At 46.4% G+C, this 12,498-nt stretch carries 9 protein-coding genes; 4 read left to right on the top strand and 5 right to left on the bottom strand.

Annotation, left to right across the window (positions count from 1 at the left end; translation table 11 throughout):
- Positions 1 to 93 precede the first annotated feature (93 nt).
- Complete coding sequence (locus tag QUA56_RS23245; protein ID WP_333362180.1) at positions 94 to 1,779, bottom strand: hypothetical protein; 1,686 nt, start codon at positions 1,777 to 1,779, stop codon at positions 94 to 96.
- 70 nt (positions 1,780 to 1,849) lie between these two features.
- Here QUA56_RS23245 and QUA56_RS23240 point away from each other — a divergent pair, with 70 nt between their 5' ends.
- Together QUA56_RS23240 and QUA56_RS23235 are read left to right on the top strand one after the other, a co-directional pair.
- Positions 1,850 to 3,349, top strand: a complete 1,500-nt coding sequence (locus tag QUA56_RS23240) for an NAD(P)/FAD-dependent oxidoreductase (protein WP_333362177.1) — start codon at positions 1,850 to 1,852, stop codon at positions 3,347 to 3,349.
- Complete coding sequence (locus tag QUA56_RS23235) at positions 3,301 to 3,621, top strand: hypothetical protein (protein ID WP_333362174.1); 321 nt, start codon at positions 3,301 to 3,303, stop codon at positions 3,619 to 3,621. Before QUA56_RS23240 ends, QUA56_RS23235 begins: the two co-directional genes overlap by 49 nt.
- A 135-nt stretch (positions 3,622 to 3,756) precedes the next feature.
- On the opposite strand, the gene QUA56_RS23230 is transcribed toward QUA56_RS23235, so the two are convergent.
- The gene (locus QUA56_RS23230) at positions 3,757 to 4,767 is read right to left on the bottom strand and encodes a leucine-rich repeat domain-containing protein (RefSeq protein WP_333362171.1); all 1,011 of its coding nucleotides are present in this window, start codon (positions 4,765 to 4,767) and stop codon (positions 3,757 to 3,759) included.
- A gap of 178 nt (positions 4,768 to 4,945) precedes the next feature.
- Here QUA56_RS23230 and QUA56_RS23225 point away from each other — a divergent pair, with 178 nt between their 5' ends.
- The gene (locus QUA56_RS23225; protein ID WP_333362168.1) at positions 4,946 to 5,413 is read left to right on the top strand and encodes an ABA4-like family protein; all 468 of its coding nucleotides are present in this window, start codon (positions 4,946 to 4,948) and stop codon (positions 5,411 to 5,413) included.
- Positions 5,414 to 5,652: 239 nt separating this feature from the next.
- On the opposite strand, the gene QUA56_RS23220 is transcribed toward QUA56_RS23225, so the two are convergent.
- Complete coding sequence (locus QUA56_RS23220) at positions 5,653 to 8,613, bottom strand: GAF domain-containing protein (protein ID WP_333362165.1); 2,961 nt, start codon at positions 8,611 to 8,613, stop codon at positions 5,653 to 5,655.
- A gap of 189 nt (positions 8,614 to 8,802) precedes the next feature.
- Between QUA56_RS23220 and QUA56_RS23215 the strand changes: the two genes are divergently transcribed.
- Entirely contained in the window at positions 8,803 to 9,963 is a 1,161-nt protein-coding gene (locus QUA56_RS23215; protein ID WP_333362162.1) for a quinone-dependent dihydroorotate dehydrogenase, read from the top strand.
- A 278-nt stretch (positions 9,964 to 10,241) separates the two neighbouring features.
- Here the strand turns inward: QUA56_RS23215 and QUA56_RS23210 are convergent, their stop codons facing one another.
- A complete protein-coding gene (locus QUA56_RS23210; protein WP_333362159.1) occupies positions 10,242 to 11,708 on the bottom strand; it encodes an anthranilate synthase component I in 1,467 nt (488 codons plus the stop codon).
- Positions 11,709 to 11,825: 117 nt separating this feature from the next.
- The gene (locus QUA56_RS23205) at positions 11,826 to 12,497 is read right to left on the bottom strand and encodes an aminotransferase class IV (RefSeq protein ID WP_333362156.1); all 672 of its coding nucleotides are present in this window, start codon (positions 12,495 to 12,497) and stop codon (positions 11,826 to 11,828) included.
- Position 12,498: the final 1 nt, after the last annotated feature.

The following is a 12,498-nucleotide window of genomic DNA, read 5'->3' as shown; positions in this document are numbered from 1 at the left end:
AAATCTGCTACTTCTACACTTCTGGAATTTCAGTCCTTGCCTTGCGGACTTAGTTTGTGTAGCCCCAGACTTGATTCTGGGCATTTAATGAGCTTAATTCACAAATTCTTGAGTCCAAGCGACCGTTTTGCTGCCTAACTGTCGTCCGTGAATTTTCACATGAGTAAGATATTTTGATTTTAAAGTACACAGTTTTTTGTGAATGTATATAGCTGTAGCCTGTTGGTTTGGTACTTCGGCAGACTCCAGAATGACGTGGAGCCAACCGTCTTTAAATCCGGCTGTAGCAGCAATTCCCTTGGGCTGTAGCAATCGATCGATCAATTGGGCGATCGCCTTTGGTTTGCCTTGTTTTGCCATTTCCACAAGCTGATACTGATTTGCTTTCTGGCTAGAGTTTTCCTGCGGTGTTTCAGAAATATTTTCTGGAATATTTTCCTGGGTTTCAGAAGGATATTTGCCGCTTTCTTTTGACTCCAATTCGCTCAATATTTCCATGAATTTATTTGTAAATTCCTGAATTTTTCCTACATACTCTCTGAGATTTTTATATTTCCAGTACAAACGCTCCTCTGCACTTCTTGTAGAAATTTTTTCGTTCAAAGCAGCTTCTAACTCGGTGAATATATTTTCTATTTGCGCCGTTGCAGAGTTAGCACTTTGACTGACTAATCCTTTCATTTCTTCTTCCAATCCCAACTTGCGTTTGATGGAATCGCTAATATTTCTAATAACAGGATCTGCCGGCTCCAAAATTTCGATGATTGTAGGTGTTTCTGCAACTGAGAATGTTTCTACCAGTTCCTGTTTGAAATCGGCAGCAGAATTATTGCTGCTGGTTTCGGGTTCTTTAAACTGTACATTTTCTGCCGTGTCTGGCACTAAGTAACTCTTCTTGGGGTCATAATGATAGTGAGCCGCAGCAGCTTGAATGATGTGAGTAATATCGCCTGGTTCAAAATAATCGCTGCGCCTGTCAACGAGTTCGCTTTCTTCATACACACTGTTGTTTAAATGTGTCTGATCGCAATCTTCGTTAGCCGAATATTCGGCTTTATCGCGTTCTTCCTGTTGCATTTTTGCGTAACAAGAATTCATCGCTTTGATGATTACGCTCGCAGCTTGGTCGTTTTCATCTCTGTTGTCGAGATTGCTAGCAGTGGTGTACAACAGAGATTCGAGTTCGGCTAGGCTGCCGCAGACATTAAACAGTTGTCGCAGCAGATTGTCAAGTTCTTGAGTTTTAAGCAGCAGCCAGTCGCGATCGCTAAAAGTAAACTGGTGATAAATACTAGAAAAAATTAGGATTTTAGCCCTCAGCGGATTTGTTTGCTGCAAAATCTTTTGTCTGACATCAAATAAATTCCCGGGGTTTCTTGCCCTTTCTTCGCTGGTTGATACTTCCGAACTAAAGTGATCTTCAAATGCAGGAGCTTCCTGACCCCCAAAACTAGATAAGTTTGTTTCTAATTTGGTGAAGTCTTCAAATTCATACAGCCTGCTAAGCTGACAGATTATGAGGTCGGATACTAAAGCATACTCGTTTTTTTTATTAACCTTAGAAACTATATTATTTAAAACAGCTTCAATATCTTCTAACCTGCTATATTTGGCGCAGAGTTCTTCGATTAAACTCCTTACATCTGCGCTGGCGAGTTTGGCCGGATCGTTTTCCCAAAACTCTTTACAAGCAAAAAATATTATTTTTTTAATGCGCGAGAGATGGACATCTTGTTCTAATTCGCGAACAACTTCATCTAAAATAGATAAAGGTTTCATAGTTTTCCTCTCCAAAAAATACCCTGTCAACAGTCAGCAAGAAATAATACAATTATACCACATTTGATAAATGCAAGACTTTGAGGCGATCGTAATTGGCAGCGGTATTGGCGGCTTAGTCGCCGGCTCGATGCTCGCTCGCTACGGCAAGCGGGTTCTCGTCTGCGAGAGCCACACCATAGCGGGCGGGGCAGCTCACAGCTTTTCGCGCCGGGGATTTCACTTTGATTCGGGGCCTTCTTTTTATTGCGGTTTGACTGACCCGCAGTCGTTTAATCCTTTGCGGCAAGTTTTTGATGTTTTAGAGGAATCGATCGCAGCAATTTCCTACGATCCCCTGGGGCATTACCATTTTCCCGAAGGAAGTTTGCCGGTTTATGCTGATGCGAGAAGTTATTTAGATGCTGTAGCTAAGTTCGCACCGCAAGGTGCTGTAGAATTGCAGCAATTTCAACAAAATTTATTAGTTTTGTATGAAGCTTTGCGTGGAATTCCGGCTTTAGCGCTGAGATCCGACTGGCAATTGATACCTGTTTTGCTGTCTCGGTACTCGCCTGCGTTGCTGAAGTTGCTGCCGTTGGTAGGTGCGATCGCGGGTTCTGCCGGTTCCTTGATGGATCGCCACGTGCGCGACCCTTGGGTGCGGCGTTTGATCGATTTGGAATGCTTTTTGCTGTCGGGTTTAAAAGCGCACGGAACTGTCGCGCCGGAAATAGCTTTTATGATTGGCGAACGATCGCGCTGTGCGATCGAATATCCTGTTGGAGGCAGCGGTGCGATCGTCGATGCTTTAGTCAGAGGCTTGCAGCGCTGGGGAGGAAAGTTGCGCCTGGGAGCTCCGGTCGAGCAAATATTAGTTGAATCCGGCAAAACCACAGGCATTCGCTTGCAAAATGGCGAAATTATCCGCGCCCCAATTGTCATTTCAAATGCGACCGTCTGGGATACTTATACAAAGTTACTGCGGCCTGAAGATTTGCCGGAAAGCTACCGAAAAACCTCCTTGTCGATGCCAGCAGTAGACAGTTTCATGCACCTGCATTTAGGAATTAAAGCCGCAGGACTCGAAGGTTTGACCGGCCACCACGTCGTCGTTCACAACAGCAAGATCGACATTACAGTACCCGGAAATACTTGCATGATTTCGATTCCTACAGTGTGGGATGCAACTCTGGCGCCGCCCGGACATCACGCCGTTCACGCTTATACATTGGAACCTTACGAAGGTTGGGAGTACGGCGATGGTTATCAGGAAAGAAAACGAGAGCGATCGCAATTTCTGTTTCAAGCTTTAGAAAAAATTATACCGGATTTGCGATCGCGGATAGTCTTAGAGTCGATCGGCACACCGCTAACCCACGCCCGATTTTTGCGCCGCTATCAAGGAACTTACGGGCCTGCAATCGCCGCCGGAAAAGGCACATTTCCCGGGCCGCACACACCCGTCAAAGGGTTGTATCGGGTGGGAGACAGCACCATGCCGGGAATTGGCGTCCCCGCCGTCGCAGCATCGGGTATTTTGTGCGCGAATACTTTGGTAAATTCGGATGTGACAGCACAATTTTTGTAAGTTATGGAAGAAGGAAGAAGGAAGAAGGAAGAAGGAAGAAGGAAGAAGGAAGAAGGAAGAAGGAAGAAGGAAAATTAACTGGTTCCCAGCCTCTGGCAGGGAACCGAGATCCAGAGGCTCTGCCTCGCTTGCAAAAAAACAGGAGGCAGAGCAATCGTGAAATGCGTTCCCAGCCAGAGCCAGGGAACGAGGAAAACGAGGAAAAAACTACTTTTTACAAAATCTGCCTGCTCCCAAAACTGATTATCCACCAGCGGCAAAAGCGCCCATAATTGCGATCGACAAAGCCAAACCTGGCAACAGCAGCAATCCTAACATCAAAGCATCGTGTCCGCTCATCACTTTCTCCTGATATTGACGTTCAACATTATACTATATAAACCGCCATCTTGCCTCCATCTTAACAATTAAAACCGACATATAGATTCAGGATTGACAGGGCAAATTTTATTAACAATCGGATTCCCGCGCAAGTCCAGCGTAGTTAACTTTTGCAAAGATTGCAGGGAACTGATATCAGAGATTTGATTGTTGTACAAATCGAGCAAAAATAAGTTATTTAAAGCTTGCAGCGCGCTGCTATCGGAAATCGGATTGTTGAACAGATAAAGTTCAGTCAAATTAGTTAAAGATTTCAGCGGACTGATGTCAGATATTTGATTGTTACCGAGGTTGAGTTCAATTAAATTAGTTAGGGATGTCAAAGGACTAATATCTGAGATTTGATTTTGGAATAAAACCAATTTATTTAATTTAGTTAGGGATTCCAGCGGAGTAAGGTCAGATATTTCATTTCCGAATAGAAACAGCGTATTGAGATTTTTCAAGGAAGCTAGCGGGGTGATATCCGATATTTTATTATTGTAAAGGTAGAGTGTCTGGAGTTCAGTTAAATTTGCCAGAGGAGCGAGATCGGAAATTTGATTGTTGTAGAGAATCAGCGCATTTAAGTTCGTTAAATTTTTCACCGGAGTGATGTCAGAAATTTTGTTGTCAAACAAGACAAGTGCGGTAAGATTAGTTAGAGCTGCTAGGGGACTGATGTCTGAAATTTGATTGGTATCCAGAACGAGTCTAGTCAGATTTATTAGAGATGAAAGCGGACTGATATCTGATATTTGATTGACATCCACAATCAGAGTTTTCAGATTGGTTAAAGATTGCAGGGGAGCGAGGTCAGATATTTGATTGCTGCCGAGGATGAGATTAGTAAGTTTAGTGAAAGATGAGAGGGGACTGATATCGGTAATTTGAAGATTTTTGAGGTTAAGTTCTGTTGTATTAGAAAGCAGTTGGTTGGCTCGATCGCACTCAGAAGTATCTGATATTTGCAACAGTATTTCTACGGTATGTTTAGCATCAGACGAGAGATTTTCTTTGTGTTTGCACCAATCAGGAAAGTTATGATAAGTTGTCATAGGCTGTGCTGCGTCAATCGATTTTAAATGGGAGATTTGAATTTTTAGATAAGTATAGCAATTCTATTTCATTTGTGAATGAGCTTTTTTTCGGGTTTTGATAAATTTTAGCAAAAATTGTGTAAAGTAATCTTAATATCCTTAATTGCATTGCATCAGCAGGAGCCAAGAGCCAACTATGACACCGGAACTAATTTTTAACGCAGCTAATCTGTTCGTTTTGCCTTTCTGGGCAATTATGATTTTATTACCCAACTGGGGAATTACCAGAAAAGTGATGAATTCCTTCATTCCGTTTGCGATGCTCGCCGTTTTGTACGTATATTTGTTTGGTAGCAGTCTGACTGCGGAAAATGCGGCAGCTTTGTCCAATCCCAAGCTAGCAGATATTGCTAAGTTTCTGGGGGAGGAAACAGCGGCAGCTACGGGATGGATACATTTTTTAGTGATGGATTTGTTTGTCGGGCGCTGGATTTATTTGGAAGGACAGCGGACAGGAATTTGGACGGTTCATTCTCTGGCTTTGTGTTTGTTTGCTGGGCCGATGGGATTGCTTTCTCATATTGTAACTGCTTGGATTACTCAAAGGTTTTTCCCGAGTTCTGAAAGTCTTTCAGGCGCGGGTTCTCCGGCCCATCCACAATAAAATTGATATATTGTAGAACGGGTTCTCTGGCCCGTTCGTGCCTAAGAATGGCGCAAGATATCAGTAACAATATAGATCGTAGCTAAACCAGCCCCTTGTATTTTGAAAGAGGTAGATGGCGGTTTAGCGTTGGGTGGGGGCGGGTTTATGAAATTATGGGTTTTAGGCAATTATTGTTTGTGAAACTAGCCCCTACAATCCTCGATCGCAGCTTGGAACTTTTACAAAATTTTACAATATTAAGAATTGGCTAGTGGCAGGACTAAGCGGGCGACAATTAAATTGTTTTCTAACATTTCTAAAGACAAGTTTCCCCCCATTAAGCGTACCGCTCGCTGACAAATTAAGAGATTTTGCACGATCGACCTATTTGCAGAAACGGCTAATATATCGGGCCCGGAACCGCGTTTAAAGGCAGCAATTAACTGTCGATCGCACGCGCCGCTATCGATCACAGACAATTCTAGCAAACCTTCCCCCAACAACTCAGAGCGAATCTCAATCTTGTCACCAACTCCAGAGCGCCTGCAAGCCGCCGTCAGCAATTCGCACAGTATCAAATCCAGCTTCATGCTGTCCCCGCGAACGCTCAAAGTCTGGCCTGCAGGCATCGACACAGCAGTTTCTCTGTGCACTTCCAGCAAGACTTGCGACTGTTTGATCAGGGGGGCCGTTCGATCGAGCGATCGCCTCAGCCAAGCGTTCACAGGCACCGCATCTTGTCCGAATTGCAGCCGCCACTGTTCCTGTTTCAGCAGCAAATGAGTTGACCCCAAAGCATTGCCAATGTGCCGCAAAACCTGTTGGTAGCGCAAAGTTTTCAAAGCATCCTTTTGCTCCTTCGCCGACTGCAAAATCGACTGACTCAAATCCCCCAACTCCTTCACCCCCGCTCCCACAGTGCGGTAAAAATCCTCAAAACGGCGCTGTTTGTACCAGTTGAGCAGCTCCATATCTAATCGCTGCGACTCCTCGGCTGATTGCACCGTCAAATACCTGCGCCACCAAGCCAACTGAGACGCCATCGAGCTGAGTAAATTCACCGACAACTCCGACCACTGGCGGCCCGGAGCGTCCGCAGCCACCACAATGCCCGCCGGGCCGTGTTCTGGGGCCGTCCGCAACGCGACCGTCAGAATCTCGCCAATTCCCGGACTGCGGAGCCACCGCTTCGTCGCCAGCGGCAGTTGGCTCGTGCTGTGCTGCAGCACGCCGCTAGCAACCAGGGTTTGTTGGATCAAAGCATCTGTTTGGACAGGAATCACCGCCTCGGGATTGAGGGCAAATACGGGATTGGCAGCTACCGCCACCGCGATTGAACCTTCCTCCTCACCGCGATTCCAAGTAATTACGGCTACTAAAGGACACGAAAGTGTCTGGGAAAGCTGTTGAGCAAAGTTACGATCGAGCTTTTGCAGCGGCAACTCTGGGAACATCGTCGGTGAAGCAGCAGATATCGGTTGCTCTGATTGCTCCTCCTCAGAATGGTGCAAAACCGCCAAACCCGATTTGAGCGATCGCTCAAATTGCTGATATTTGTCGATTTCCGAACTCTGCTGCCACGAGTGCAGGATCAATCCAAGCTGTTGGCTCACTACCCGAACTAATTCTCGCTCCGATCGCCTCCAAGTGCGAGTTGCATTGTGCCCGACAACCAGCAAACCCTCGATCGATTTTCGATTGGCGATTTTTGATTTTAGATTGGGGTTTTCTCCCTCTTCCTTTTTCCCCCGAGTGCTGGATGCCAAGAGCGATCGCACCCCCGCCTCCGCCAGCACTTCCCGCCAAGCGCCCAACCGCCCGTCTTCCTCCCAATTTTCAATAGCCAGAGGTTCGCGCATCAGCAACAGCCCCACGTCAGCCACATCGAGGGCGTTGAGCGGCGACGGCACTGGCCTGCGGTTGCGGGGCAAATTTTGGCAGACAATTTCAAAGCGATTTTGTTCTTCGCCGTACAGCAGCAGCAAAAAGTATTCGCATTTGAGCCGCCCGCACAACTGTTCGGCGGTATTTTTCAAAGTCGCCTCCCAGTCAGCATCGCTGTAGATGGCGCGAGCTATTCCGGCAGTTAAATCTCGATCGATCTCTGTTTGCTGAATCCTCTCCTCCATCTCCGACACAGGAGCCGTCAAAGCCACTAACTGCGCCACTCCCCGCAGGTAAAGCTTTTCATTGTCTTGCCAAATCCGGGGCTCGCTCGCTTCGACTGCCAAAAATCCCAACAATTCCCCTTCTGAAACAATCGGCGCAGCCAACAGAGAGCGAGCGCGGATTTGCTGCATCAACCGCCCCGTCAGCTCAGTTTTCAGAGAACTGTGAGATTCACCGATCCAAACCATTTCTTCCCTGCCCAAAGCCTGATAAAATTCGCCCAAGTCTTGGACGGTGATGCCCGAAGCCGGTCGCTCCGGCCCGCCCAAACCCGGAGCAACTTGGCGGTTGCTGACTCGGCGCCAAAAATAGCGCCGCTCTCGCTCGAACCAATAAACATTGGTGCGCGTCGGCTCGATAAATTCATGAGCTTGTTCGACAACCGCTTGCAAGTATTGGTCGAGCGATCGCAGTTCCCCCAACTGCGAAATCAGCGCTAAAAGAGACTCGTCTGGGTGTTTGACTTGTTGTCGCTGCCAGTCTTTTTCTATTTGGTAAAGAGCAGTTGCCAGCGCTCCAAATACGATCGCCAACTGCGTTTTTTCTCCCGACTTTGGCGACGCTCCCCACACGTCAGTGCCGAGCAAAATCACCCCGTAGCAGCGGTCTTTGTAGCGGAGCGGAAACAGAGTCGAGCCTTGAATGTTGAAAGTTTGAGCTGCTTTGCGCCATTCTCCAGCTCTGTTTTCCGATCGCAAATCCGGGACTCCCACCGGCCGGAGCTGAATCACCACTTGTTCCAGCAAATCCCCCGGGCTGAGGGCAAACCGCTGTTTGAGAAAAGACTGGTCGCCGTTAGGAGTCATGCCGCCTTTCCCCAACAGTCGGTGCGCCTGTCGATCGTACAACCCGATCCAAATCAACTGCCAGTCAAATTCCGCTTGCAAGTAACCCAGTGTGGTTGAAAGCAGCACTTCAACATTCTCATCTTCTCGCAGAGTCTGGAGAACGCGCTCCAGGGCCGCGATTTGTTCGTCTAAATCCTTCGGTCTTTGCTGCTGCCCCATTTCCAAGCTTCCCCGCACCTTTGTCCAATTTAAAATTACCAACTTAAAACTTTAAAAAATTAAAATGGAAAAGAATCAACTTATAATATAATCGTCTCACTTATCCTTGAATCTCAAACATTGAATAAAGTCGATCGAAGTTGAAGTAACAACCTCGTTTTTGCTGTCGGCTCGTGAATACTTTTATTTCCCTTCTCATTTCTTATTTGTAAACTGCCCCAGTACAAATCATTGGATATTTATCAATCAGGTGTAAGGCCGCTGTTGTTTTCCGTATTGAAAACCGATGCCGAGTGGCTGCACAACCGCACTCTTCAAGTCCTCGAACTCGCAGCCCGAACTCAGTCAAACCCAGCAACCAGCCAAATGCTCTCCCGATTGCAGAAATCTTTGGGAGTCCAAGATTCTCGCCTCGAACAATCTTTGTGGGGACTGAGCTTTAAAAATCCTGTCGGCTTGGCCGCGGGATTTGATAAAAACGGCGTAGCTGCCGACATTTGGGCAAATTTTGGCTTTGGCTTTGCCGAACTCGGCACTGTCACTTGTCAACCGCAGCCGGGAAACCCCCAACCTCGCTTGTTCCGCTTGACGGACGACAGTGCAGCCCTCAACCGCATGGGATTTAACAATCAAGGAGCCGCGGCAATGGCAGCCCGGTTTGAGGCTGCACAGAAACAGTCAAAATTCGATGCCTCGCGCCCCATGCCTCAGTCTCCGTTCCCCTTGGGCATCAATCTCGGTAAATCTAAGGTAACACCGTTAGAGCAGGCAGCAGCCGACTATTTGGAGAGTTTTAAGTTGCTGAAAGATTGGGGCGACTATTTTACAGTCAACGTTTCGTCTCCGAATACGCCTGGGTTGCGATCGCTCCAAGATGCTGCTGGGCTTAGCACAATTTTGGAAATTTTGCAACAAGAAAATCAGGGAACCAAGCCAATTTTAGTCAAGATTGCGCCGGATTTGGAACCAGAGGCGATCGCATCAATCCTCGATTTAGCAAAAACCTACCAACTAGCAGGAATTATCGCCACAAATACCACCATCCGCCGCGACGGACTGAAAACACAAATATTGCGAGAAACCGGAAAACCTGTCGGCGAAGAAGCCGGGGGAATTAGCGGGCTTCCAGTGCGGGAGCGATCGACAGAAGTAATCCGATTTATCTGGCAATATACAAAAGGCGAATTGCCCATAATTGGAGTTGGCGGCATTTTCACCGCCGAAGATGCTTGGGAAAAAATAGCCGCCGGTGCGAGTTTAATTCAAGTTTACACCGGTTGGGTTTACGAAGGGCCTTGGATGGTGCGCCGGATTCTACAAGGGTTGTTGCAAAAGTTAGAAAAACGCGGATTTAGTTCTATTTCTGAGGCAGTAGGTTCGGACAATCAATAGACATAGAAGTGAAAAGCAAGTCTTGGGCAGGCAGGATGCCTGCCCCACAAGAATTGTTGCAGAAGTCTAATAAATTCTTGCAGCAGGATTTACGCACCGACTCTAATATCCATGAGTTCACCCAGAATCTGACTCACAGTGCGATCGCTAAAAAAACTATAGCGGTTCTCAGGAAAGTAAGGTACTCTTCCAATGCCCTGTTTGCCCTGTTTGGCCAATGCCCTGTTTGGCCAATGCCCTGTTTGGCCAATGCCCTGTTTGGCCAAGAACACCTCATGTTACTGAGAAAGGCTATAATCAAATATTTCCGCTAATTTCAAAGCATTAAGTTGAGCTTGTGCTTTATGAAGCGACTCCTGCCATTCCCTTTCCGGATCGCTATCAGCAACAATCCCCGCACCCACTTGTCCCCACACAACTCCCCCGGTCGTACCGTCACTTTTTGGTGCATATAAAAGGGTGCGAATCAAAATATTTAAATCTAGGTTGCCGCGCCAGTCCAAATAACCGCAGGAACCGTAAAATAAATTGCGCTTCACGGGTTCCAATTCTTCGATGATTTCCAGACAGCGCACTTTCGGACAACCTGTAATCGTACCGCCCGGAAATACGCCTCGAATTAAGTCGATCGCGTCGCAATCTCCTCTTAATGTACCGATAACATTACTGACGAGGTGCATCACGTGGCTGTAGCGTTCAACGGTCAGAAATTCGTTAACTTTTACCGAGCCCCATTCACACACCCTTCCGATATCGTTGCGCTCTAAGTCAACTAACATAATATGTTCGGCTCTTTCTTTGATATTCTCTATTAATTCCTGTGCTAACTGCTGATCTTGAATGCAGGTTAAACCTCGCGGTCTCGTTCCCGCGATCGGTCTAGTATCGACTTTTTTGCCTAATAATTGAACCAGTCTTTCGGGGGAACAACTAACTATCGCCCCCCACGGAGTTTGCCAATAACTTGCAAAAGGCGAAGGATTGATCCGTTGCAAAGCGCGGTAAATTGACCAACTACTGCAATCTGTACGGGCTTCAAACCGCAAAGATAAATTAGCCTGAAAAATATCGCCTGCATGAATATACTTCTGAGCTTTTCGCACTATTTCTTTATACTCACTCTGAGATAATTGGAAAATAGGAGTAGCGGAATCTTGTCGATTATTTTCCGGTAAATTATTCTGGATTCTTTCTCGCTCGGTTTGCTCTAATTGATGCTGCATAATATCGAGGCGAGAAGGTTGACTCGCAGCCAACCAGAGAATTTGCGTTTGACGGTCTAAAACCGCAAAAGATTCTGGTTCGTACCAACAGCTAACCGGGAAAGGAAGCGGATCGGTATTGAGTTGGGGCAGGTGTTCGATTTCCCATGCTAAATCATAACCTAGCCATCCCAACCAACCCCCAGTAAAAGGAATTTCCGGCGGTACATTCACTGCTAAGTTTTGCTTTTGAGACTCCAAAAGAGCGCGCAAAAAAGGTAAAATTTCACCGACAGGCGGTGTCCATAGCTGAGATTGACCGTCAATTATCCGGGGAGAACCTGCACAAATAGAATATCGTGCCAATTTAGTAGAAGATGTAACTGGACTTTCTAGCAGAACAGCCATATCGCCGGGGAAACAATCCGATATTGAACTTCCACTGTCGGCGGTTTGACCGAGAAATAAAATTTTAAAAATCTCAGATCCGCTGCGCTGATTTAGGGGAAGCTTTCGCCAATGCCAAGGTTGTATGGGTTTCACAATATATTGCACTATGGTTAACACTTTCAGGACTTACGCAACGAGTCAAATTTGACACTATCTGTAGTAGTAAGGTGCACAGTTCGCACCCTACTCAAATCGATTGAAAGCGTTATCTCAGCCATTACTTACAACTTTCCAAACATCTCGGTTTGCCTCTTTTTTGAGGCGCATCCAACCCCTAACGGAGTTAATGAGAAATAGAGTTTTGGTACTGTGCAAATCATCTAAGGTAATTAATTGTTCTCTGATTTTTCCCTCCTCTAAAAGTTGAGAACGAAACGTCCCCGGTAATAAACCGCAGTTGACGGGAGGTGTGATTAGACCTGCGGGTGTATCGATCGCGATATTGGCGATCGTGGATTCGGTGATAACTCCATCTTGATTCCACAGAAAGACATCCTGATATTCGGGCTGCGACTCCAAAGCCATTGTATAAGGCAATCGGTAAGTTGTCTTGTGGTAAAGAAATGGGCTTTGAGAAGCGATCGGTTTGCGGGCAATTCCCACAGATGCACCGATTTTTAAGATACCGCTATCTAGTGTCTGAGCTTGTAATGTTATGTTTCCCTCACAAGATATTGTTAACCGTATTTTTTGTTTGACTGACCCGCAAGTCATACTTAATGCTTGTAAAGCTTTGCTTGCTTCTGTTAGCGATAGGGGGAAATTAAAATAATCAGCCGATCGCTCTAATCTTTCCAGATGTCTGTCTAGCAAAAAATAGCCGTTTTTGGGTTCCCATAAAAGTGATTCCAGCAATTCAAACTTTGGCTGTTGTTGAATCATA

It is taken from the genome of Microcoleus sp. N3A4, from assembly GCF_036701805.1.
Lineage (GTDB): Bacteria > Cyanobacteriota > Cyanobacteriia > Cyanobacteriales > Microcoleaceae > Microcoleus.
The sequence above is the reverse complement of the archived record's forward strand: the minus strand, read 5'-3'. Positions and strand labels throughout refer to the sequence as shown.

Excerpts from the sequence above, each read along its gene's own strand:
- QUA56_RS23245 (WP_333362180.1), bottom strand. The coding sequence starts at position 1,779 with ATGAAACCTTTATCTATTTTAGATGAAGTTGTTCGCGAATTAGAACAA.
- QUA56_RS23240 (WP_333362177.1), top strand. The coding sequence starts at position 1,850 with ATGCAAGACTTTGAGGCGATCGTAATTGGCAGCGGTATTGGCGGCTTA.
- QUA56_RS23230 (WP_333362171.1), bottom strand. The coding sequence starts at position 4,767 with ATGACAACTTATCATAACTTTCCTGATTGGTGCAAACACAAAGAAAAT.
- QUA56_RS23225 (WP_333362168.1), top strand. The coding sequence starts at position 4,946 with ATGACACCGGAACTAATTTTTAACGCAGCTAATCTGTTCGTTTTGCCT.
- QUA56_RS23205 (WP_333362156.1), bottom strand. The coding sequence starts at position 12,497 with ATGATTCAACAACAGCCAAAGTTTGAATTGCTGGAATCACTTTTATGG.